The sequence below is a fragment of the Pseudoduganella dura genome, assembly GCF_009727155.1.
Taxonomy (GTDB): Bacteria; Pseudomonadota; Gammaproteobacteria; order Burkholderiales; family Burkholderiaceae_D; genus Rugamonas; species Rugamonas dura.
The window spans coordinates 4,673,578-4,696,082 of sequence record NZ_WNWM01000002.1; the positions used below are offsets into that span (position 1 = coordinate 4,673,578).

At 65.7% G+C, this 22,505-nt stretch carries 17 protein-coding genes; 11 read left to right on the forward strand and 6 right to left on the reverse strand.

Annotated elements, in window-relative coordinates; translation table 11 throughout:
• Positions 1 to 205: 205 nt before the first annotated feature.
• From GJV26_RS20415 to GJV26_RS20425, 3 genes are all read left to right on the forward strand, one after another.
• Complete coding sequence (locus tag GJV26_RS20415) at positions 206 to 3,394, forward strand: error-prone DNA polymerase (RefSeq protein WP_155710574.1); 3,189 nt, start codon at positions 206 to 208, stop codon at positions 3,392 to 3,394.
• A gap of 49 nt (positions 3,395 to 3,443) precedes the next feature.
• Positions 3,444 to 3,884, forward strand: a complete 441-nt coding sequence (locus GJV26_RS20420) for a hypothetical protein (protein ID WP_155710575.1) — start codon at positions 3,444 to 3,446, stop codon at positions 3,882 to 3,884.
• A gap of 84 nt (positions 3,885 to 3,968) precedes the next feature.
• Positions 3,969 to 4,442: a GNAT family N-acetyltransferase gene (locus GJV26_RS20425; RefSeq protein WP_155710576.1), complete on the forward strand. Its 474-nt coding sequence runs from the start codon at positions 3,969 to 3,971 to the stop codon at positions 4,440 to 4,442.
• A gap of 159 nt (positions 4,443 to 4,601) precedes the next feature.
• Here the strand turns inward: GJV26_RS20425 and GJV26_RS20430 are convergent, their stop codons facing one another.
• Positions 4,602 to 5,063, reverse strand: a complete 462-nt coding sequence (locus GJV26_RS20430; RefSeq protein WP_155710577.1) for a PRC-barrel domain-containing protein — start codon at positions 5,061 to 5,063, stop codon at positions 4,602 to 4,604.
• 180 nt (positions 5,064 to 5,243) lie between these two features.
• Between GJV26_RS20430 and pyrG the strand changes: the two genes are divergently transcribed.
• The 7 genes from pyrG (at position 5,244) to GJV26_RS20465 (ending at position 14,839) form a co-directional block, all read left to right on the forward strand.
• Complete coding sequence (gene pyrG / locus GJV26_RS20435) at positions 5,244 to 6,929, forward strand: CTP synthase (protein ID WP_155710578.1); 1,686 nt, start codon at positions 5,244 to 5,246, stop codon at positions 6,927 to 6,929.
• On the forward strand, positions 6,926 to 7,780 hold the full coding sequence (gene kdsA / locus GJV26_RS20440; RefSeq protein ID WP_155710579.1) for a 3-deoxy-8-phosphooctulonate synthase: 855 nt from the start codon (positions 6,926 to 6,928) through the stop codon (positions 7,778 to 7,780). The genes pyrG and kdsA overlap by 4 nt, the downstream gene beginning before the upstream one ends.
• Positions 7,781 to 8,055: 275 nt before the next feature.
• Positions 8,056 to 9,339: a phosphopyruvate hydratase gene (gene eno / locus GJV26_RS20445; protein WP_155710580.1), complete on the forward strand. Its 1,284-nt coding sequence runs from the start codon at positions 8,056 to 8,058 to the stop codon at positions 9,337 to 9,339.
• A 91-nt stretch (positions 9,340 to 9,430) separates the two neighbouring features.
• Positions 9,431 to 9,760, forward strand: coding sequence for a cell division protein FtsB (ftsB, locus tag GJV26_RS20450; protein WP_155710581.1), 330 nt, complete (start codon positions 9,431 to 9,433; stop codon positions 9,758 to 9,760).
• A gap of 270 nt (positions 9,761 to 10,030) precedes the next feature.
• On the forward strand, positions 10,031 to 11,236 hold the full coding sequence (locus tag GJV26_RS20455; protein ID WP_155710582.1) for an ammonium transporter: 1,206 nt from the start codon (positions 10,031 to 10,033) through the stop codon (positions 11,234 to 11,236).
• Between the two features lie 191 nt (positions 11,237 to 11,427).
• Positions 11,428 to 13,674 (forward strand): TonB-dependent receptor domain-containing protein, encoded by a 2,247-nt coding sequence (locus GJV26_RS20460; RefSeq protein WP_155710583.1) that lies wholly within the window; start codon positions 11,428 to 11,430, stop codon positions 13,672 to 13,674.
• Positions 13,675 to 13,684: 10 nt separating this feature from the next.
• Complete coding sequence (locus GJV26_RS20465; RefSeq protein WP_155710584.1) at positions 13,685 to 14,839, forward strand: hemin-degrading factor; 1,155 nt, start codon at positions 13,685 to 13,687, stop codon at positions 14,837 to 14,839.
• 105 nt (positions 14,840 to 14,944) lie between these two features.
• On the opposite strand, the gene GJV26_RS20470 is transcribed toward GJV26_RS20465, so the two are convergent.
• The 5 genes from GJV26_RS20470 to GJV26_RS20490 form a co-directional block, all read right to left on the reverse strand.
• Positions 14,945 to 16,009, reverse strand: a complete 1,065-nt coding sequence (locus GJV26_RS20470) for an SDR family oxidoreductase (protein WP_155710585.1) — start codon at positions 16,007 to 16,009, stop codon at positions 14,945 to 14,947.
• An 86-nt stretch (positions 16,010 to 16,095) separates the two neighbouring features.
• On the reverse strand, positions 16,096 to 17,223 hold the full coding sequence (locus tag GJV26_RS20475) for a glycerophosphodiester phosphodiesterase (RefSeq protein ID WP_155710586.1): 1,128 nt from the start codon (positions 17,221 to 17,223) through the stop codon (positions 16,096 to 16,098).
• Positions 17,224 to 17,231: 8 nt separating this feature from the next.
• Complete coding sequence (locus GJV26_RS20480) at positions 17,232 to 19,628, reverse strand: TonB-dependent receptor (protein WP_155710587.1); 2,397 nt, start codon at positions 19,626 to 19,628, stop codon at positions 17,232 to 17,234.
• A gap of 212 nt (positions 19,629 to 19,840) precedes the next feature.
• The gene (gene hslO, locus GJV26_RS20485; protein ID WP_155710588.1) at positions 19,841 to 20,782 is read right to left on the reverse strand and encodes an Hsp33 family molecular chaperone HslO; all 942 of its coding nucleotides are present in this window, start codon (positions 20,780 to 20,782) and stop codon (positions 19,841 to 19,843) included.
• Positions 20,783 to 20,785: 3 nt separating this feature from the next.
• Complete coding sequence (locus tag GJV26_RS20490) at positions 20,786 to 21,310, reverse strand: gamma carbonic anhydrase family protein (protein WP_155710589.1); 525 nt, start codon at positions 21,308 to 21,310, stop codon at positions 20,786 to 20,788.
• Between the two features lie 208 nt (positions 21,311 to 21,518).
• On the opposite strand from GJV26_RS20490, the gene GJV26_RS20495 reads away from it, so the two are divergent.
• Positions 21,519 to 22,394, forward strand: coding sequence for an alpha/beta fold hydrolase (locus GJV26_RS20495; RefSeq protein WP_155710590.1), 876 nt, complete (start codon positions 21,519 to 21,521; stop codon positions 22,392 to 22,394).
• Positions 22,395 to 22,505: the final 111 nt, after the last annotated feature.

Here is a 22,505-nt window from a genome sequence, read left to right on the forward strand (position 1 = left end):
AAAGCGGCGATTTTATCGGCCTGTCAACGTTTGACCTAGCGGGCAGATTCATCAGTGTGACTATTTTGCACATAGTGCACGTTTAGTACCGTGCGTCGGCCAAATTCTGGTATGGAGGCTGCTTTCGCCACGGAGGATGACAAAACGGCCAGCCGGACCGGACGACGTATAATACTGGATATTCATACAGTATTATGGTGCCGCCATGTCCGCCACCCCGCCATCGAGCCTGCCGCACTATGCGGAACTGTTCTGCATGACGAACTTTTCGTTCCTGCAGGGCGCCTCGCATGCCGAGGAGCTGGTGGCGCGGGCGATACAGCTCGACTACACGGCGCTGGCGATCACGGACGAATGCTCGCTGGCCGGCGTGGTGCGCGCGCATGGCCGGGCGAAGGAGGCGAAGTGGTACCAGGAGGATCACAAGCAGGGCCAGCGCCTGCTGATCGGCAGCTGGTTCCGGCTAACCGGCCAGGGCGGCGGCGAGGCGTTGTCGCTGCTCGCCATCGCGAAGAACCGCGACGGCTACGGTAACCTGTCCGAGATGATCACGCTCGGCCGAACCCGGGCGGCCAAGGGCGAGTACCTGCTGCACGCAGACGACTTCGCGGCGCCGCCGCCCGATCGCGCGCACCTGCGCGGCCTGCCCGGTTGCCTGCTGGTGCTGCTGCCGGCATATCCCGTGTGGGAACCGGCGGACGTGGACCGGCTGCATGCGCAGGCGGCGTGGATGGCCGCCACGTTCGGTGAGCGCGCGTGGCTCGGCCTCACGCTGCTGCAGCGCGCGTTCGACGAAGGCCACCGGCAGAGCATCGAGGAAGTGGCGGCGCAGCACGGGCTGCCGGTCGTGGCGGCGGGGCAGGTCTGCATGCACGTGCGCTCGCGCAAGCCCTTGCACGATACGCTGTCCGCCATCCGCCTGGGCAAACCGGTGGCCGACTGCGGCTATGCGCTGGCGCAGAACGCCGAGCAGCACCTGCGCTCGCGCGTCCGGCTGGCCAACGTCTATCCGCGCGCGGCGCTGGCCGAAACGGTGCGCATCGCGCGGCAATGCACGTTCTCGCTGGACGAGCTGCGCTACGAATACCCGAGCGAGCTGATACCGGCAGGGCATACGCCTGCCTCGTACCTGCGCCAGGAAACCTACCTCGGCGCCCAGGCGCGCTACCCCGACGGCATTCCGGCCACGGTGCAGCGGCAGGTCGAGGAAGAGCTGGAGCTGGTTGCCGAACTGCGCTACGAATACTTTTTCCTCACCGTGTACGACATCGTGCGCTTCGCCCGCAAGCAGGAAATCCTGTGCCAGGGCCGCGGTTCGGCGGCCAACAGCGCCGTGTGCTACTGCCTCGGCATCACCGAGGTGAACCCGGTCGAGAGCACGCTGCTGATGGGCCGTTTCATTTCGCGCGAGCGCGACGAGCCGCCGGACATCGACGTGGACTTCGAACACCAGCGCCGCGAGGAGGTGATCCAGTACATCTACGCCAAGTACGGGCGCCACCGCGCCGCGCTGGCCGCCACCGTGATCTGCTACCGGCCCAAGAGCGCGCTGCGCGATGCCGGCAAGGCGCTCGGCGTGGACCTGGCCATCGTCGAGAAGGTGGCCAGGTCGCACCACTGGTTCGACAGCAAGCATGAGCTGCTGAACCGCTTCGCCGAATGCGGCCTCGATCCCGATGCGCCGCTGGCCAACCAGTGGGCCAGCCTGGCGCAGCGGATGCTGGGTTTTCCGCGCCACCTGTCGCAGCACGTGGGCGGCTTCGTCATCGCCCAGGACAAGCTGTCGCGCCTGGTGCCGATCGAGAACGCCACGATGAAGGACCGCAGCGTGATCCAGTGGGACAAGGACGACCTGGAGGAACTGGGCCTGCTGAAGGTGGACGTGCTGGCGCTGGGCATGCTGTCGGCATTGCGGCGCGCGCTGCACCTGATCGGCGTGCGCCGCGGCGAGCCGTTCCGCATGCAGGACATTCCCCGCGACGATGCCGCCACCTACGACATGATGTGCGAAGCCGATACGGTGGGCGTGTTCCAGATCGAGTCGCGGGCGCAGATGACGATGCTGCCGCGCCTGCGCCCGCGCCGCTTCTACGACCTGGTGATCGAGGTGGCGCTGGTGCGGCCGGGGCCGATCCAGGGCGGCATGGTGCACCCCTACCTGCAGCGCCGCCTCGACCCCACTTTGATCGACTACCCGGTGGGCCTGGAGGCAGCGCTGGAGCGCACGCTGGGCGTGCCGATCTTCCAGGAGCAGGTGATGCAGGTGGCGATGATCGCGGCCGGATTCTCGCAGGGCGAGGCGGACCAGCTGCGCCGCGCGATGGCGGCCTGGAAACGCAAGGGCGGCATGGACAAGTACCGCGGCCGCATCATCCAGGGCATGCTCGACCGCGACTATGACATCGAATTCGCCCACCGCATCTGCGAACAGATCCAGGGTTTCGGGGAATACGGTTTTCCCGAATCGCACGCGGCCAGCTTCGCGCTGCTGACCTACGTGAGTTCGTGGATCAAGTGCCACGAGCCGGCCGCGTTCCTGTGCGCGCTGCTCAACAGCCAGCCGATGGGATTCTACGGGCCGTCGCAACTGGTGCAGGATGCGAAACGCCACGGTGTCGAAGTGCGGCCGGTCGACATTACCGCGAGCGGCTGGGATTCCACGCTGGAGGAACGGGAAGAGGGCGACCAGCCCGCCGTGCGGTTGGGCATGTCGCTGCTGCGCGGCATGCGCTTCGAGGCGGCCGAGCGGATCGAGCAGGCGCGTGCGCTGCGGCCGTTCGCCGACGTGGCGGACCTGGCGCGGCGCGCGCAGCTCGACCGCCACGACCTGCAGGTGCTGGCCGCCGCCAATGCGCTGCGCGGCCTGGCCGGCCACCGCCGGCAGGCGCTGTGGGAAGCGGTGGGCGCGGTGCCGGACAAGGACCTGCTGCGGCCCACCCGGCCGCTGGAGGAAGCCCCGGTATTGCGCGCGCCGGGCGAAGGCGACGACATCATCGGCGACTACCGCTCGCACGGCCTGACGCTGGGCCGCCATCCGCTGGCGCTGCTGCGCCCGCAATTGCTGGAAAAGCGCTTCCTGCCGGCCGAGGTGCTGAACACGTTTGCCGACGGCCAGCTGGCGCGCGGCGCCGGCATCGTCACCGTGCGGCAGCGGCCCGGCACCGCGAAGGGCGTGCTGTTCATCACGATCGAGGATGAAACGGGCAACGTCAACGTGATCGTCCGGCCCGATCTGGTGGATGCATTCCGGCGCGAGGTGCTGGGCGCTTCGCTGCTGGGCGTGTACGGGGTCTGGCAGCAGGAGGGCATCGTGCGGCACCTGGTGGCCAAGCGGCTGGTCGACCTGTCGCCGCTGCTGGGGGAGCTGCCGACGTCCAGCCGGGACTTCTGTTGAGCGCCGATTGGGGTAGCATGGCAATCTCACCACCCACAGGAGGAATGTCATGAACCAGCCATTGCCGGATGAACGCGTGCTCACCTCGCTGCGCATCGAGGTTTCCCAGTATGGAAGCGGCAGCGAGGCAACGTTCACAATGGTGGACGAAGGCGGCGAAGCGCTGCCGGCGCAGGTAACGCTGCGCGAAGGGGAGCTGGAAAACCTGCACGAGGTGTTGTCGAAAATCGCCGCGCACGCCGCGCCCGCGGCGGGCGGCCTGCCGTTCGGGGGGCTGGAAGGCCCGCGTGTGATCCTCGGCTTCGATGACTATGTCACGCCGAATTTCCTCTTCTACAGCACCTTTGCGTATCCCTCCGGCGAAGGCGGCTACCAGCCGGTGACCGGCCGCGCGCTCGTCACCGATGCGTCGCTGGCGCGGCTCGTCGCGGGGCTGGGCCAGGTGAAGGATGCGGGGCAGGGCGTGGTCGACTGGACCGTGGCCGACTGATCCGGGGCCGGTGCCCGGGCACCGGCCGGCGTGCGGACCGGGCAGGGTATTTCTTCCGGCGGCCTTTGCTGGCAAAATGGCCCAATGGACAATCTGACAATACGACCCGCTACCGTTGCCGACGCGACCGCGATCGGTTCCCTCGTGCTGGACCTGCTGCCATACCTGACCGTGCACCCGCAAGGGCTGGGGGCCGAAAAATTCATCTCCAATGTCGGCATCGACGCCCAGCGGCGCTATCTCGGGCAGGACAACTTCCGCTACCACGTCGCGCTGAGGGGCGATGAACTGCTGGGCGTCGTCGCCGTGCGCGACAACACGCACCTGTTCCACCTGTTCGTCAGGGAGGCGCTGCACGGCCAGGGCCTGGGGCAACGCCTGTGGCAACTGGCGCGCGACGAGGCGATTGCAAAGGGGAATCCGGGAAGTTTCACCGTCAATGCCGCGGGGCGGGCTGCCGGCTGGTACGTGCGCCTCGGCTTCGTGCAGGTGGCGGAACGGATCGAGCACGATGGCATCGTCGACGTGCCGATGCGCTGGGAGAGCGGGGCAGCATAGGCGGCCCGCATCGGCCGGTTGCACAAGAAGCGGGGCAGCACAAAAGACGCGTGCTCCCGAAGGAGCACGCGGGCGGCCGGGTTATGGCCGAAGCCGGCGGCCCGCGCAGGACGCAACCGGCAAGGTGGGACGGGTCAGCGTGGCCGGCCCGTCACGCCATCAGAGCACGCGGCCTGAATCATGCCCAAGCGGCGAGCTGCTGGTGCTGCTGCCAGTGCCGCGGGTAGCGGCGCTGGTACCGTAATAACTGTGGATTTCCGACGTCCAGGCCTGGTTGGCCATGTCGGGCCAGTGGTCCTTGTCGAAGCCGGGCGCGTTCTCGATGCGCTCCTTGTCGATGTTCAGGCGCAGCTGGTGGTTGGCCGTGTCCAGCGCCAGCGCTTCCCAGGGTACCGCGAACAGTTTTTCGCCGATCGTCAGCACGCCGCCGGAAGCCATCACCACGTAGGAGATCTGGCCGGATTGCATGTCGATCATGATTTCCTTGACGGTGCCGAGGTGCTCGTCCTTCATGTTGTGCACGTGATCGCCGATCAGGGTATCGGCGCCCATCAGGCGCGGCCCCGGGCCGCCGTGGCCCTGGTCGACGTAGTTGCCGGATCCATCGCGTTCGTAACTCATGGTCGCCTCCTGTTGAAATAAAGACATTTTCCGCTCCGGCAGCCCCGCGGTCTGTTCGTTCGCGCACAATTGCCCGACCTCGGCAGGGGCCGCGGCGGCATGGCCATGGATGATGAAGCCGCCGAATTAAGCTATAATTTCAATTTCCCGCATGGCGCCTTTCCGGCGCCCGATCTCGCAATGACCAAATTTGTCTTCGTCACTGGTGGCGTTGTGTCGTCCCTTGGTAAGGGGATTGCCGCCGCCTCCCTCGCCGCGATTCTCGAATCGCGCGGCCTCAAAGTCACCATGCTCAAGCTCGACCCGTACATCAACGTCGATCCGGGCACCATGAGCCCCATGCAGCACGGTGAAGTGTTCGTCACCGACGATGGCGCCGAAACCGACCTGGACCTCGGCCACTACGAGCGTTTCATCAGCACCCGCATGCGCAAGGTGAACAACTTCACCACCGGGCAGATCTACGAATCCGTGATCCGCAAGGAGCGCCGCGGCGAATACCTGGGCAAGACCGTCCAGGTGATCCCGCACATCACCAATGAAATCCAGGATTACATCCGCCGTGGCGCCGAAGGCTACGACGTGGCGCTGTGCGAGATCGGCGGCACCGTCGGCGATATCGAATCGCTGCCGTTCCTGGAAGCGGCGCGCCAGCTCAGCCTGCGCGCTGGCCGCAAGAACGCCGCGTTCGTGCACCTCACGCTGGTGCCGTTCATCGCCTCGGCCGGCGAACTGAAAACCAAGCCCACCCAGCACTCGGTGCAGAAGCTGCGCGAGATCGGCATCTCGCCGAACGCGCTGCTGTGCCGCGCCGACCGCGCCATTCCGGAAGACGAGCGCGCGAAGATCTCGCTGTTCTCGAACATCGAGGAACAGGCCGTGATCTCCGTGTGGGACGTGGACACGATCTACAAGGTGCCGCAGATGCTGCACGACCAGGGCCTGGACGCGATCATCTGCGAGGCGCTGGACATCGATCCGCCTCCGGCCGACCTGTCGGTGTGGTCGAAGCTGATCTACACGCTGGAGCACCCGAAGGCGGAAGTATCGATCGGCATGGTCGGCAAGTATGTCGAACTGACCGAATCGTACAAGTCGCTGACCGAGGCGCTGCGCCACGCCGGCATCCACACCGAGAGCCGCGTGAACATCGAGTACATCGACTCGGAAGAGATCGAAGCCAAGGGCACCGAAGCGCTGTCGAAGTACGATGCGATCCTGGTGCCGGGCGGTTTCGGCAAGCGCGGCGTCGAGGGCAAGATCAAGGCGGCCCGGTTCGCCCGTGAGAGCAAGGTGCCGTACCTGGGCATCTGCCTGGGCATGCAGGTGGCGCTGATCGAATATGCGCGCCACAAGGCCGGCATGGCGAACGCCAACTCCACCGAGTTCGAACCGCAGACGGACCAGCCGGTCGTGGCGCTGATCGACGAGTGGCAGAACCAGGACGGCAAGGTTGAAAAGCGCGACGTCAATTCCGACCTGGGCGGCACGATGCGCCTGGGCGCGCAGGCCTGCGCCGTCAAGCCGGGCACGCTGGCATACGACATCTACGGCGGCGTGGTCACCGAGCGCCATCGTCACCGCTACGAAGCCAACAACCATTACCTCTCCCGCGTCGAAGAAGCGGGCCTGGTGGTGGCGGCGCGCACGCCGACCGAAGACCTGTGCGAGATCATGGAACTGCCGCGCACGGGTGAAAATGCGCACCCGTGGTACATGGGCGTGCAGTACCACCCGGAATTCAAGTCGACCCCGCGCGACGGCCACCCGCTGTTCACGTCGTTCATCCGCGCCGCGCTGGAACACAAGGCCGCCAACGGCCAGGCCGCCAACACGGCCACGGAACTGAAAGGGAATGCAGCATGAAACTCTGCGGGTTCGACATCGGCCTCGACCAGCCGTTCTTCCTGATCGCCGGCACCTGCGTGATCGAGTCGCGCCAGATGGCGTTCGACGTCGCCGGCGCGATGAAGGAAATGACCGCTGAACTGGGCATCCCCTACATCTACAAATCGTCGTTCGACAAGGCGAACCGTTCCTCCGGCACGTCGTACCGCGGTCCCGGCATGGAAAAGGGCCTGGAGATCCTGGGCGACGTGAAGCGCGAGCTGGGCGTGCCGGTGCTGACCGACGTGCACTCGATCGAGGAGATCGAGATCGTGTCGTCCATGGTGGACGTGCTGCAGACGCCGGCCTTCCTGTGCCGCCAGACCGATTTCATCACCGCCTGCGCGCAGTCCGGCCTGCCGGTGAACATCAAGAAGGGCCAGTTCCTGGCACCGCACGACATGAAGAACGTCATCGACAAGGCCCGTGCCGCCGCAAAGGCGAAGGGCCTGAACGAAGACAACTTCATGGCCTGCGAACGGGGCGCCTCGTTCGGCTACAACAACCTGGTGTCCGACATGCGCTCGCTGGCGATCATGCGCGAGACCGGCGCGCCGGTGGTGTTCGACGCCACGCACTCGGTGCAGCTGCCGGGCGGTAACGGCACGTCGTCGGGCGGCATGCGCGACATGGTGCCCGTACTGTCGCGCGCGGCCGTGGCGGTCGGCGTGGCCGGCCTGTTCATGGAAACGCACCCCACGCCGGCCACCGCGCTGTCGGACGGTCCGAACGCCGTGCCGCTGGGCCGCATGAAGGAACTGCTGTCCACGCTGATCGAGCTCGATCGCATCACCAAGAAGTCGGGCTTCCTCGAGAACAGCTTCGAGTAAGCGCCGGCCGTCGCATTGAAGCGGGCCCGGCAGCCATCGGCTGCCGGGCCCGTTTTGCGTGTTGCGCGGATGTCCGTGTTTTCCTTGAAACAGGGGCTGCTCGGGCTTGCATGCCGGCCGTCGTACTTCCCTCGAAGGCCATCCTCTGTTACTCTTGCTGCAATTTTTGCGCGCTACTAATTTGGCAAGCCCGTGGCAAGCCCGGTTGCACGACAGTTCATGCGACCACATGCAGCGACGCGTCCACCTGCCTTCCACAACCTTGGAGACTACACATGAGTGCAATCGTAGATATCATCGGCCGCGAAATCATCGACTCGCGCGGCAATCCGACCGTCGAATGCGACGTGCTGCTGGAATCGGGCGTGATGGGCCGTGCGGCCGTGCCGTCCGGCGCGTCGACCGGTTCGCGCGAAGCCATCGAGCTGCGTGACGGCGATCCGAAGCGTTACTTCGGCAAGGGCGTGCTGCAGGCGTGCGAGAACATCAACACCGAGATCTCCGAAGCGATCATGGGCCTGGACGCGAACGAACAGGCATTCCTGGACCGCACGCTGATCGACCTGGACGGCACCGAGAACAAGTCGCGCCTGGGCGCGAACGCGATGCTGGCCGTGTCGATGGCGGTCGCCAAGGCCGCCGCGGAAGAAGCCGGCCTGCCGCTGTACCGCTACTTCGGCGGTTCGGGCTCGATGCAGATGCCGGTGCCGATGATGAACGTCATCAACGGCGGCGCGCACGCCGACAACAACCTGGACATCCAGGAATTCATGATCATCCCGGTCGGCGCACCGACGTTCAAGGAAGCGATCCGCTACGGCGCCGAAGTGTTCCACACGCTGAAGAAGATCCTGCACAAGAAGGGCCTGAGCACGGCGGTCGGCGACGAAGGCGGCTTCGCACCGTCCCTGGCCAACCATGAAGATGCCATCAAGCTGATCATCCAGGCCATCGAAGAAGCCGGCTACGAGCCGGGCACGCAGATCGCGCTGGGCCTCGATTGCGCCGCTTCCGAGTTCTACAAGGACGGCAAGTACGAGCTGGAAGGCGAAGGCCTTTCGTTGAGCGCCACCGAATTCACCAACCTGCTGGCCACCTGGTGCGACAAGTACCCGATCATCTCGATCGAAGACGCGATGCACGAAGGCGACTGGGAAGGCTGGGCCATCCTGACCGCCGCGCTGGGCAAGAAAGTGCAGCTGGTGGGCGACGACCTGTTCGTCACCAACACCAAGATCCTGAAGGAAGGCATCCAGAAGGGCATCGGCAACTCGATCCTCATCAAGATCAACCAGATTGGTACGCTGACCGAAACGTTCGCCGCCATCGAGATGGCCAAGCGCGCCGGCTACACCGCCGTGATCTCGCACCGCTCGGGCGAAACGGAAGATTCGACGATCGCCGACATCGCCGTGGGCCTGAACGCGCTGCAGATCAAGACCGGTTCGATGTCCCGTTCGGACCGCATGGCCAAGTACAACCAGCTGCTGCGCATCGAGGAAGACCTGGGCGATATCGCCAGCTACCCTGGCCGCGATGCATTCTATAATCTGAAGTAACCGCGCCTGCAGCAACGGCGTTCGATGTACAGCGCCGTAACTTTCATCACTATGACACCGGCCGGGCTTCCCGGCCGGTTCTTTATTTTCTATGCGTCTGATTACCCTCGCCCTGGCAGCCCTGCTGCTGCTGATTCAGTATCCGTTATGGCTGGGGAAGGGCGGATGGCTCCGCGTGCAGGACCTGGAGCAGCAGGTCGATGCGGCCCATGAAAAAAACGATGAACTCCGGCGCCGCAACGCCAAGCTCGATTCCGAAGTGCGCGACCTGAAGGATGGCACCGGTGCCGTCGAGGAACGTGCGCGCTACGAGCTGTCGATGATCAAGCAGAATGAAATCTACGTCCAGATCCTCCGCAAGGGCCAGATTCCCGGCGATGGCGCCACGCCGGCCCCGCCACCGGCCGAGCCGAAAAAGTAGGGACGGACCCTGTTTTCCGGGAAAAATCAGGGACGGACCCTGTTTTCCAGGAAATCCCTGGCTTTGCCGGTCCTTCCTTTCCCACGATTTTCCTATCTTGCTCAGCGCCAAAATGGCGCAGCGCGCACCACCTCGGTGCTGCCGAGCTGTCAATAACGGTGCGAAACATCATTATTCGTTATTCCGCACTGGGATGGCCATCTCTCCCCAAAACGGCACACTTCTTGCTCTCCCTTGGTGCTTTTGCACTTTGACAGGGAGTGGTGGTCGATGGAGTCGTTCAAAAGCGGTGCGGATGCCTTGTTTGTCCTGTTGGGCGGCATCATGGTGCTGGCGATGCATGCCGGATTCGCGTTCCTCGAGCTGGGAACGGTGCGCAAGAAAAATCAGGTCAATGCGCTGGTCAAGATCCTGGCCGATTTCTCGGTGTCGGCCATCGTGTATTTCACCGTGGGCTACGGCATCGCCTATGGCGTGCATTTCTTCGGGCCGACCGACACGCTCGTCGTCGGCAACGGCTATGGACTGGTCAAGTTTTTCTTCCTGCTGACATTCGCGGCGGCGATCCCCGCCATCATCTCGGGCGGCATCGCCGAGCGCGCGAAGTTCTATCCGCAGATGGTGGCCACGGCGCTGCTGGTCGGCTTCGTCTACCCGTTCTTCGAGGGTATCGCCTGGAACAACCGCTTCGGCTTCCAGGCCGCGCTGGAAGCGGCATTCGGCGCGCCGTTCCACGACTTCGCCGGATCGATCGTCGTGCATGCCGTGGGCGGCTGGGCGGCGCTGCCGGCCGTGCTGCTGCTGGGCGCGCGCCGGGGGCGCTACGGCAGGGATGGCCGCATCTCCGCGCATCCGCCGTCGAACATTCCCTTCCTGGCGCTCGGTGCATGGATCCTCGCCGTGGGCTGGTTCGGCTTCAACGTGATGAGCGCGCAAACGCTGGACAAGATCAACGGCCTGGTCGCCGTCAATTCGCTGATGGCGCTGGCGGGCGGCACGCTGGCCGCGCTGGTGCTCGGCAAGAACGACCCCGGCTTCGTCCATAATGGCCCGCTGGCGGGCCTGGTGGCCGTGTGCGCCGGTTCGGACCTGATGCATCCGCTTGGCGCGCTGGCGACCGGCGCGGTGGCCGGTGCGATCTTCGTCGTGATGTTCACGCTGGCGCAGAACCGCTGGAAGATCGACGACGTGCTGGGCGTGTGGCCGCTGCACGGCCTGTGCGGCGCCTGGGGCGGCATCGCGGCCGGCATCTTCGGCAGCCATGCGCTGGGCGGGCTGGGCGGCGTATCGATGATGTCGCAGATTGCCGGCACGCTGCTGGGCATCGCCATCGCCACGGCCGGCGGCGCGCTGGTGTACGGCGTGCTGAAGGCCACCATGGGCCTGCGGCTCGACCCGGAGCAGGAATTCGACGGCGCCGACCTGTCGATCCATAAGATCAGCGCCACGCCGGAACGGGAAACCATCGCCGGGTGATGCCGACCACCGTGGCGTATCGGCCACGCGCCCGCGGTATGTTCTGAACGTACCGCACGGCACGTGGCAGGTACATTACGCAACATATCCGAGCTTGCAAATAAGAATCATTCGCATTAGGATGGTGGTCTTCGCCAGCCACCTGTTCCGGACCGGGAGCCAGCTTCAACTGACTCTCTCACTGGAACACCATGGATGCACTTATCGCGCGCCGGCGCCTGCTGCCGGCCCTGTTGATGTCCGCGCTGGCGCCGCTGGCGCAGGCGCAATCGACCTCCGCCCTCGGCGAAATCACCGTTACCGCGCAGCGCGACGCGGCGGCCAGGGCCGGCACCACCACGGCCGTCACGGCCGACGACCTGGCGCGCCAGGCGGCGCAGAACATGCAGAACATCGCCCGCTACGCCCCGCTGGTCAACGTGCCGAACGCGGCGAGCGGTTCGGGCAGCGTGTGGGACAGCAGCGGCAACACGGGCTTCAACATCCGCGGCATCGAAGGCAACCGCGTCAGCATGGACCTGGACGGCATCGCGCTGCCCGATGCCGCGCCGAAGCCGGATGGCTCCAGCCTGAACAGCTTCGGCATCGGCCGCGACTACTTCGACCCGGAGACGTTCCGCGAAGTGAACATCGCATCCGGGACTACCGGCGCCGGCCCCGCCACGCCGGGCCTGGGCGGCTCGGTGCAGTTCGTCACCAGGGCGCCGGAGGATTACCTGAACGCCGACCGCCCCGTCTACGCCGACTACAAGTTCGGCTACGACGGCTCGAACAACATGCGCATGCATGCGCTGACCGGGGCGGCGCAGGCCGGCGGCCTGCAATTGCTAACGGTGTTCGTGCATCGCGACGGCAAGGAATATGAATCCGCCGGCAGCGCCGTGGCCAACCCGGACGACTGGACGTCCGACGCGCTGCTGGCCAAGATCGCGTGGTCGCCGCTGGCCGGCCACAAGCTGACCGCCACGGTCGACGCCTACCAGGCCAGCCATACCCGCGCCTACATCAACAAGACCAGCACGCTGTACCCGGAAGGCGTCGACCAGCAATCCGACACGCGCCGCAGCCGCTTCTCGCTCGATCATGCATTCGCCGGCAAGGCGGCATTGTTCGACAAGCTCGAATCGCGCATTTACGCGCAGAACTCGGAAGTCGACGACCAGACGACCGGCCCCTACGTGTCCGGCGGCCAGCGCTACTTCCGCACGATCGAGACGGGCTACTTCAACAAGAGCCGCGGCCTGGCCAGCAACGCCGTCAAGGAGCTTGGCGCGCACCGGCTGTCCTATGGCATCAGCGCGGAAGACACCGAAACGCGCCGCCCGTGGCGCGAGGACCGCACCGTGCTCGCCACCGGCGCCCACCAGATCACCAGCAAGAACCGGATGGTGGACACGGACACCACGAAGCTGGCGGCCTTCGCCAGCGCCGACCTGGCGCTGGCCGACGGCCTGACGCTGACGCCGGGCCTGCGCTACGACTGGCGCGAGATGAAGCCGGAGAACATCGAAGACTACGTGGTGGCCGTGCCAGCGGCGCGCGAGGAGCTGCGCAAGCGGAAGGACGACTACTTCACGCCGAGCCTGGAGCTGGCGTGGAAATTCCGTCCCGAGCTGATGGCCTACGCGAAATACACGCGCGGCACGCGCCTGCCCACCGCGGCGGAACTGACCGGCACCTATGACTCGTTCAGCTACACCGCTGCCGGCAACGGCTACGCGGTGCTCGGCAACGCCGACGTGAAAAAGGAAACCAGCAACGCGTTCGAGCTGGGCCTGAAGGGGCACCCGGCGCGCGGCGTGACGATGGATGCGGCGGTGTTCCACACGAAGTACAGGAACTTCATCGAATACGCCACGCAGCCGGCCGACCCGGTCAATTATCCGACCATCACGCAGGGCCTGTTCCGGCCCGAGAACGTGGGCGACGCGAAGACCTGGGGCGCGGAAATCTCAGGCAGCTTCGCGCTGGGCGAATGGAACGCGGCGCTGAACGGCGCCAGCGTGACCGTGGGTGCCGGCGTGCAGCACAGCAAGGCGCGCAACACCGAGACGGGTGCCGAAGGCGAACTGGCCTCGACCTTGCCGCGCAAGATCAGCACCACGTTCGCATGGGATGATCCGGCCAAGCGGGGCGGGGCGACGCTGTCCATCTTCAACGTGCGCGGCAAGCAGGCCGAGCCCGACGTGATCTCGAACGTGACCACCGCACGCTTCGCCGTGCCCGGCGCCACGGTGGCCGACCTGACCGCCTACTGGAACATCGGCAAGCATGCCGCCATCACGGCCGGCATCTACAACCTGACCGACAAGAAATACTGGGATTACGCATCGTCGCGCAGCCTTGCCGCCGGCACCACGGCCGCGACGCTGGCCGATATCGAACGCCAGGCGCGTCCGGGCCGCTACGGCGCCGTGACGCTCAAAGTAATTTACTGAGGAGAAAAGCATGAAAACCCACCGTCGTTACCTTCGCCTGCTGGCCCTGTCCGGCGCTCTCGTTCTTGCCACGGGCGCGGGCCACGCCCACGCCGCCACGCTGGCCGAACGCTGGAACGCGCTGCGCACCGAGCAGCCCAAGCTCGGCATCCGCGACGCCGCGAAACAACTGAACGTCTCCGAGGCCGAACTGCTGGCGACCGGCATCGGCAATACCGTCACGCGCCTGGCCGACACCAGCAACGCGCCGCGCGAAATCATGCGCCGCGCGCTGGACCTGGGCAAGGTGATGGGGCTGACGCGCAACGAGAACGGCGTCATCGAAGTCGCGGGCGTCGCCACGCGCATTGCCAAGCAAGGGGATGAAGGCGCCAGGGATGCGGAAAAGGAAGCGCGCGAACTGAACATCGCCGGCGGCTACCTGGGCGGCCCGATCGACCTGCGCTTCCACTTCGCGAAATGGAAGCATGCGTTCGCCGTGGTCCAGCCGGGCAGGGACGGCGCCGTGTCGCGCAGCCTGCAGTTCTTCGACGAGAACGGCAATGCCGTGCACAAGGTCTACCTGAAGGACGACAGCAAGATCGCCGTGTTCGACAAGCTGGTGGCCGACTTCCGCCATCCGCAGCAGGACGGCAAGCTGGCCATCGCGGCGGCCCCTCTGAAAGCGGCCGACACGCCGGACGCTTCGGTGGACGTCAAGGAATTCCAGCAGGCCTGGAAAGAGATGTCGGACGTGCACCAGTTCAACCGCATCGTTTCCGAGTTCAAGCTGTCGCGCGAACAGGCCCTGCGCCTCGCCCCGGCCGGCGCCGTGCAGAAGGTAACGCCGCAGGCCGTGCGCCAGCTGCTGGAACAGGCTGCCGCGAAACAGGTGCCGATCATGGCGTTCGTCGGCAACGGCGGCGTCACGCAGATCTACAGCGGCAAGATCGGCAAGGTGCAGGAAACGGCCGGCTACTTCAACGTGCTGGACCCCGACTTCAACCTGCACCTGCGCGACAAGGCATTCAGGGCAGGCTATGTGCTGCAGCGCGCCGGCGTGACATCGGTGGAGTTCTACGACGACAAGGGCGAGCTGGTGGTCACGTTCTTCGGCGTGCGCGAGCGGGGCAAGCCGCAGCCGCAGCCGTGGCTGGACCTGGCGGCCGCGTTGCCGAAGGGTTGACGACCAAGGCCCGCAGCGGATGAACGCTGGTGTCGGACACCGGTTTTCGTCCGCAATGGCCCCGGCCGCTGAAGTCGGGTTGCCTCGACCGCAGCGATCCGCAGGCTACCGGGGAATCAGCTTCTCCCGCTTCAACCGCTCGAACAGATCGAAGAACGCCTCCGGCGTGCCCTGGTAGTCGAGGAATCCGGCCTGGCGGCTCTTCGTCATGTCGGTGATGACTTCCATGGGCCGGCCCAGGTCGGCGTCGGTATGCCACCAGGAGGCCAGGCGCGTCACGTCCGCTTCGGCAAGCCCGTGCTGTCCGGCGATCTCGCGCCACAACGCCGGCGCGTCGTTCATCCGTGCTTCCAGCGGGCTGATCTCATCCGGTAGCGGCGCGGCCTCGATGCCGAAGTAATCGGCCAGTTTCGGCCACAGCCACTGCCAGCGGAACACGTCGCCGTTGACGACGTTGAAGTCTTCGTTCTCGCCCGCGGCATTGGTCGATGCCCATTCCAGGTGCCGCGCCAGCAGGCGTGCATCCGTCACGTCCACCAGGCCCGACCATTGCTGCCGGCTGCCGGGGAACACGAAAGGCTGGCCGGTATGCTTGCACAGCGTGGCATACACGGCGAGCGTCTGGCCCATGTTCATCGCGTTGCCGACCGCGAAGCCGACGATCGTGTGCGGCCGGTGCACGCTCCAGGTAAAGCCGAACTCCTTCGCGGCGTCGAACAGGCGGTCTTCCTGTTCATAGTAGAAATTCGGCACATCCTGGCGGCCCTGTTCCTCGCGGAACGGCGTGACCGGCACCGCGCCCTTGCCATAGGCGTCGAACGGGCCGAGATAGTGCTTCAGGCCCGTCACGAGCGCCACGTGGCGCACCGAACCGGCCGGGCCGACGGCGTCGAGCACGTTCTTGACCATCGCGCCGTTGACGCGGATGTTTTCCTCTTCGCTGGCCTGCCGCGACCATGCGGTAATGAAGACATGGCTGGGGTCCACGCCGGCCAGTGCCTGCGCCACGTCGGGCGACGTGAGGTCGGCGCTGATCTGCCGTACGCCCGGCACGCCCGGTGTACGGCCGCGCGATACGCCGTGCACTTCCCAGCCCTGGGCCAGCAGCCGCTCGGCCAGCGCGCTGCCGACGACGCCGCTGCCGCCGATGATGAGTGCCTTGTTGGTCATGCTTTACTCCCGTTGGACAAAGCAGGACTGTAACGTAAACGGCGGCGCACGCAGGAACGGTGCGCCGCCGCTGCAACGGCAGAGCGTTACAGGCCGGCGACGGCTTTCACGCCCAGTCCGGGGTCATCGGTGAAGAACCCGTCCAGCCCCAGTTCCAGGTAGCGCCGCATCTCGGCGATCGAGCCCGCCTCGTTGCGCGCGTGCTCGCCGCCGCCGTCGCGGAAGTCGGCGGCGATGAAGCGGTTCTCGGGGCGGAAGGTCCAGGTTTCCAGCCGCAGGCCGGCCGCGCGCGCATCGGCCGCGATCGACGTGGGTGCATCGAGCATGCCGTTCTTCTTCAACGGGATCAGGGCGCGCGTGGGCGGCGAGAACACGTCGGCATACTGGGCGATGGTGCGCAGGCCGGCCGGCGTGGCCATCTCCGCATAGGTGAGGGCGCCGCCGTCGGCTGCCACGTCGGCGGGCTTCACCGGGCCCACGCCGACCAGCTGCATCAGCCGCAGGTTGCTGCGCTTGCCCAGCTTCTCGCGCAGCATGCGCAGGTTGGCCACTTCGAACGACTGGATCTCGACCGGTGCGCGGCGTGTGTATTCGTGCGCGGCCAGCGTGGCGATGAAGCGCTCTTCCAGCGGCAGGCCGGCGCGGGCGAAGTAGGTGGAATGCTTCAGCTCCGGCACCAGGCCGATCACGCGGCCGATCGTGGCCGATTGCGCGGCGACGAAATCGATCACTTCCTCGAAGGTCAGTACCTGGAACATGCCGTCGTACTTCGCGCTGCCGGGACGCGACTGCGGGATGCGTTCGATCGCGCGCAGCGTCTTCAGTTCGGCCAGCGTGAAGTCGTCGACGAACCAGCCTTCGTGGGTTTCGCCGTCGATCGTCCTGCGCACGCGGCGGCCGGCGAATTCCGGGCGTCGCGTCACGTCGGTGGTCTCGGAAAGGAAGGCTTCGTGGCGCGCGACCAGCACGCCGTCCTTTGTCGATACCAGATCCGGCTCGACGAAATCGGCACCGTCCGCGATCGCCTTGGCGTAGGCCGCCAGCGTGTGTTCGGGCCGCAGCGCCGAGGCGCCGCGGTGCGCGAATACCAGCGGTTTGACGGCGGTGCCGGCGGCGTGCGCGTGCGGCAGCAATGAACCGGCCAATGCCGCGCCGGCGGTGGCGGCGCCGGCGGCGATGAAGCCGCGGCGCGACAGGAAACGCTTGCTGGTCATGTCCACCTTCATTTGAAATCCGCCATCACGGTGAGGAAGGCCTGGCGGGGCGCGATCGGGAAGGTATTGTACGTTTTGTCGGCGGCGCCGACGACCACGTTCAGATCGCCCTGGCGGTCGGCCAGGTTGGTCACGTTGACGCGGTAGCGCGCATTCTTCACCCAGCCGCCGTCGAGGAACGGCAGCTTGCCCGAGACGCCGAGACCCATCAGGAAGTAGCTGCTGACCGCCAGGTCGTTGGTATAGGTTGCCTGGCGCTTGCCCACGTAGTCGCCGGTCAGCTGGAACTCGGTGCCGGCCAGGGTCAGGGAGGCCACGAACTTGTTCATCCATTCCGGGCTGCCGGGGATTTTCTTACCGGCCGTCGGCACGGTGGCGGAGCCGTTCAGGTAGTTGTCGTCGTATTTCGAGCGGTTGTACGAGATGGCGTCGTAGAACGAGAACGTGCGGCCGAAATGGAACGTGCCGGACATGTCGATGCCGTCGGTCTTCACGTTGCCAACGTTGGCCAGCACCGGGTTGCCGCCGATGATCGACGAGATCACCGGGGTAGGGCTGATCGTCAGCAGGCGGTCCTTGAAGTTAACGTGGTAGAGGTTGACCTGGCCGTCGAAGCCGGTCAGGGGGCCGGCGTTCAGCGAGCGGCTGGTGCGCAGGCCCGCTTCGAACGTGACCGACGTTTCCGGCTTCGCGGTGGCCTTGAACAGGTCGAACGCGGACTGGCTCGCCAGGCTCCACGGCGACGCGCCGCCGCCGCCGTAGGTGACGAACTGGCGCATGTTCTTCTGCACGTTGACGAAGGCCTGGTCGTTCGCCGTGATGTCCCAGCGCGCGCCCAGCTGCGGCAGGAACCATTTCTTCGTATCGATATCGCCTTCCGGCAGCGCGGTGGAGCCGCCGGCGATGGCACCCCGTTTCGGCTGCACCGGCATCATGCCGCGCGCGAACTGCAGGCTGGATTTGAAGCCGCCCTGCAGTACCAGGTCGGGACGGACGCGCCATTCGTCCTGCAGATGCAGCTGCACCACCTTGTTGTCGATCTCGCTGCCGTACTGGGTGATCAGCGGATTTTCCGGGCGGTCGTAGGGCGAGCTGGGATTGTTCACGTCCAGCGCATACCAGCGGCGGTAGGCTTGCGATTCGTTCTTCTCGAACCACAGGCCGCCCTGGATGGTGTGATCGCCGATCTCGCTGCGCAAGGTGGACAGCCAGCCGGTGCGGTTGATCTGGTACTCGGTGGTGCGCGTGGCGTAGCCGGAATTGCCGAACACTTGTTTCAGGTTCTGGTTCGGGTAGTAGACGGCGAACAGCGCGGGCAGGCCGGCCACGCCGATCGGGCCGGCGACGACGCCCACGCCGTCGTCGTAATGGTAGTAGACCTGGTTCGACCAGGTGGTGTTGTCCGAGATGTTCCAGTCGTACTTCACGTAGCCGAGATAGTCCTCGCGCTGCGCGTCGCTGTAGTAGTTGCGGTAGTTGTTGCCGTCGGCGGCCGGCGTGGCGCCGGCGGGCGACAGGTAGTTCAGCGCGGCCTGGAAATCCGGATACAGGAACGGGCGGGTGTACGGCTGCCATTTCTCCGTGGCCGAGCGCACGGTGCTGTCCTCGTTCGGCTCGATCTTGTCGCTGTAGTTGAAGAAAACGGTCAGGCGGCCGGTGGCGTTGTCGTTGACGAACTTGGCGTTGACCTGGTCGCCGCCCTGGCGGCCGTGGAAGTCCCAGGCGCGCGCTTCGTGGTGCATCGCGGAGACATAGACGCTGGCATCGCCCATTTTTCCCGAATCGTAGCGCAGGAAGGTGCGCGACGTGTCGTGGCTGCCCAGGGTCTGCTGCACGGCGAAATTACGCTCGGCCAGCGGGTCCGACGAGAACGTTTCAATGGTGCCGCCCAGGTTGCTGGTGGACGCGGTGGCCAGGTCGCCGGCGCCGGACGACAGCACGACGCCGCGCACGTTTTCCGAGATCACGGCGCGCTGCGGCGACAGGCCGTTGTAGTTGCCGTACTGCTGGTCGCCCAGCGGCACGCCATCCATCGTGTAGCCCAGCTGCTGGCCGGAGAAGCCGTGCACGAACAGCGACAGGTTCTGCTCGTTGTTGCCCCACGGGTCGGCGGTCTGGAAGCTGACGCCCGGCAGCGTCTGCAGCGCCTTCAGCGGGTTGGTGCCTGGCAGGATCTTCTGGATCTCATCCTGCTTCAGCGCCACCGACGATCGCGTGCGGCGCGTGGCCACTTCCACCGTCGCCATCGGGCCGGCCGCCACCGCCGCCGCCTCGCTGCCCGCATCCGCCGCGCTCGCCACCGCGCCGCTTTCCATCGCCGCCACCGCCGTCGCCACCTGTTGTGCCATCGCCAGCGGTGCCAGCGCCAGGCTCGCCACCATGGCGGCCTTGATCTGCTTCTTCATCGTTAACCCGTCGTCAAGTTGGTAGGAAATACAACGACGCGGAGCGTAGCGGGGCGATGTGACGGCGTGATGACGGCCGTGAAACAATGTTGCCTGAGTTCGGGGTCAGACCCCGGTTTCAGGAAATGTTTCTCAAATTCGGGGTCAGACCCTGGTTTCAGGAAACATTCGCTCAACAAAAAGCCCGCGGAAGGCGGGCTTGGGGAGGGGGCTTACTGCTTGACTTCCGGCGGGTGGATCAGCGCTTCGGCGGGGGCGTCGCTGGCGAACAGCTGGGCGCAGTCGACAGCGTCGTATTCATAGTGCTTGCCGCAGAAGTCGCAGTTGATGCCCAGCTTGCCCTGGTCGGCCAGTGCTTCCTCGACTTCGGCCTGGCCCAGCATCTTGAGCATGTTGCCGACCTTGTCGCGGGTGCAGCTGCAATGGAACGACGGGTGCACCGGGTCGAACACGCGGATCGTCTCTTCCCAGAACAGGCGCTTTTGCAGCACGTCGATTTCGGTGGACAGCAGTTCCTCTTCCTTCAGCGTGCGGCCCAGCATCACGGCGCGGTTCCACGTCTCCAATGCTTCTTCCGGGCTGACGGGATTCGCTTCGGCCTTGCCGCCGTGCAGCGGCAGCTTTTGCAGCAGCAGCCCGCGGGCCACCTCGTCATTGGCGGCCAGCCACAGCTGCGTATCGAGCTGTTCGGAGCGCAGCATGTAATGTTCGATGACGGTGGCCACGTCGTCGCCGTCCAGCGGCACGACGCCCTGGTAAGGCTGCTGGCCCGGCATCTTCTCGGCCGGGTCGAGCGTGATCACGAAACGGCCGCGGCCGGTCTGGTTCAGCAGCGCCGTCAGGCCCGCATCGTCGGCGATCGGCGTGTCGTCGACCAGTTTCGCAGTGGCGCGCAGGCGCAGTTCCGAATCGCATTCGACGACCAGCAGGCGCACCGGGCCGTCGCCGTGGATCTGCATCACGATCGAACCGTTGAACTTCAGGTTGGCCGACAGCAGCGCGGCGGCCGATACCATCTGACCCAGCAGCCGCTTGACGGCCAGCGGGTAACCGTGGCGGGCCTGGATCTCGCGCCATGTGGCCGAGATGTCGACCAGCTCGCCCCGCACGGCGGCGTTGTCGAAAATGAATTTTTGCAGCGTATCCTGGGTCATGCGTTATCCAATCTTTTTCAAATTTGTCTTGAACAGCTGCGCGCGCTGCACATAGCTGTCGGCACTGCCTTTCAGCCGCGCCACGTCGTCCGCCGTCAGCTCGCGCACGGCCTTGGCCGGCGAACCGATGATCAGGACATTGTCCGGAAATTCCTTGCCCTCGGTAACCAGCGCCCCCGCACCCACCAGGCAGCCCTTGCCGATCTTCGCGCCATTCAGGATCACCGCCTGGATGCCGACCAGCGCACCGTCGCCGATCGTGCAGCCATGCAGCATGGCCTGGTGGCCGATTGTCACGTCGCGTCCGATTGTCAGCGGGTAGCCCGGGTCGGTGTGCATCACCGTGCCTTCCTGCACATTGCTGTTTTCACCAATCGTGATGCGCTCGTTGTCGCCGCGCAGCGTGGCGCCGAACCACACCGAGCTGTTCGGCTGCAGCGTCACCTTGCCGATTAGCGTGGCACTGTCGGCCACGAAAGCGGTGGCGTCGATTTCGGGCGCATCGGTGCCCAGCTGGTAAATCGTCATGGGGGCCTTGTCCGGGGAAAATATTGGCGACATTTTACGCCCTTGCGCCCCGGCATTCGCCTCATGCAGGCTCGCGGGCCTAATTAGAACGATCGTGCTAAAGTATGGCGCCTGGATGCATACTTTCCCATGCGCACTTTCCCAAAAGGAAGCTCCGCATATTGCGACGCCGTTTCTTATTTCAAGACCAGCTCATTTAGACCGACCCATGACACCATCCCGTTCCGACTTCCTCACCGTGCGGGGCCTGCGCACCCATGTACGCCACTGGGGCCGCGAAGGCGCCCCGAAGATCTTCATGCTGCACGGCTGGATGGATGTGGGCGCCTCGTTCCAGTTCGTGGTCGACCACCTGCGGGGCGACTGGCACGTGATCGCGCCGGACTGGCGCGGTTTCGGCCTCACGGAGCGCGCCGGCACCGACACCTACTGGTTCCCCGACTATCTCGCCGACCTGGATGCGCTGCTGCGGCACTACCAGCCGGAAGGGCAGGTAAACCTGGTCGGCCATAGCATGGGCGGCAATATCGCCGGCATCTACGCCGGCGTGCGGCCGGAACGGATTCGCCGCTTCGTCAACCTGGAAGGCTTCGGACTGACGGGCGCCACGCCGGAAGATGCGCCGAAGCGCTATGCGAAGTGGCTCGACGAACTGCTCGATCCGCCCGTGATGAAGGCTTACCCCACGCAGGAAGCGGTGGCGGCCCGCCTGCAGAAGACCAATCCGCGCCTGACCGACGAGCGCGCCGCATTCCTGGTGCGGCACTGGTCCGCGCAAAACGGGGCCGGCGAATGGGAAATCCTCGGCGACCCGGTGCACAAGCAGGCCAGCCCGCTGCCGTACCATGCCGAGGACATCATGGCCTGCTGGCGCCGGATTACGGCGCCAGTGCTGTGGGTGGAGGCGGCGGACACCAATATGTGGCTGTGGCTGGGCGGTCCGGAAGAAGGGCGGCGCGAGGTCGACCGCCGGATGGCCAACATTGCCGATGTGACGCCGAAGATGATTCCGGATGCCGGTCACATGCTGCACCACGACCAGCCGGCGCTGCTGGCGGCGATGCTGGCGGAATTCCTTGCCTGAGCGCCGCCCGGGACCCGCATGATGCTTCGCGTAATTGGCGCACATGATGGGCGCACATAAGTGAGCCGCCGGCACGCGGAGCGGCCGGCGGCGGTACAATGACAGTTCATC

Excerpts from the sequence above, each read along its gene's own strand:
- GJV26_RS20420 (WP_155710575.1), top strand. The coding sequence starts at position 3,444 with ATGAACCAGCCATTGCCGGATGAACGCGTGCTCACCTCGCTGCGCATC.
- eno (WP_155710580.1), top strand. The coding sequence starts at position 8,056 with ATGAGTGCAATCGTAGATATCATCGGCCGCGAAATCATCGACTCGCGC.
- ftsB (WP_155710581.1), top strand. The coding sequence starts at position 9,431 with ATGCGTCTGATTACCCTCGCCCTGGCAGCCCTGCTGCTGCTGATTCAG.
- GJV26_RS20415 (WP_155710574.1), top strand. The coding sequence starts at position 206 with ATGTCCGCCACCCCGCCATCGAGCCTGCCGCACTATGCGGAACTGTTC.
- GJV26_RS20425 (WP_155710576.1), top strand. The coding sequence starts at position 3,969 with ATGGACAATCTGACAATACGACCCGCTACCGTTGCCGACGCGACCGCG.
- GJV26_RS20475 (WP_155710586.1), bottom strand. The coding sequence starts at position 17,223 with ATGACCAGCAAGCGTTTCCTGTCGCGCCGCGGCTTCATCGCCGCCGGC.
- GJV26_RS20495 (WP_155710590.1), top strand. The coding sequence starts at position 21,519 with ATGACACCATCCCGTTCCGACTTCCTCACCGTGCGGGGCCTGCGCACC.
- pyrG (WP_155710578.1), top strand. The coding sequence starts at position 5,244 with ATGACCAAATTTGTCTTCGTCACTGGTGGCGTTGTGTCGTCCCTTGGT.
- GJV26_RS20455 (WP_155710582.1), top strand. The coding sequence starts at position 10,031 with ATGGAGTCGTTCAAAAGCGGTGCGGATGCCTTGTTTGTCCTGTTGGGC.
- GJV26_RS20470 (WP_155710585.1), bottom strand. The coding sequence starts at position 16,009 with ATGACCAACAAGGCACTCATCATCGGCGGCAGCGGCGTCGTCGGCAGC.
- GJV26_RS20430 (WP_155710577.1), bottom strand. The coding sequence starts at position 5,063 with ATGAGTTACGAACGCGATGGATCCGGCAACTACGTCGACCAGGGCCAC.
- GJV26_RS20490 (WP_155710589.1), bottom strand. The coding sequence starts at position 21,310 with ATGACGATTTACCAGCTGGGCACCGATGCGCCCGAAATCGACGCCACC.
- GJV26_RS20465 (WP_155710584.1), top strand. The coding sequence starts at position 13,685 with ATGAAAACCCACCGTCGTTACCTTCGCCTGCTGGCCCTGTCCGGCGCT.
- GJV26_RS20460 (WP_155710583.1), top strand. The coding sequence starts at position 11,428 with ATGGATGCACTTATCGCGCGCCGGCGCCTGCTGCCGGCCCTGTTGATG.
- kdsA (WP_155710579.1), top strand. The coding sequence starts at position 6,926 with ATGAAACTCTGCGGGTTCGACATCGGCCTCGACCAGCCGTTCTTCCTG.
- GJV26_RS20480 (WP_155710587.1), bottom strand. The coding sequence starts at position 19,628 with ATGAAGAAGCAGATCAAGGCCGCCATGGTGGCGAGCCTGGCGCTGGCA.
- hslO (WP_155710588.1), bottom strand. The coding sequence starts at position 20,782 with ATGACCCAGGATACGCTGCAAAAATTCATTTTCGACAACGCCGCCGTG.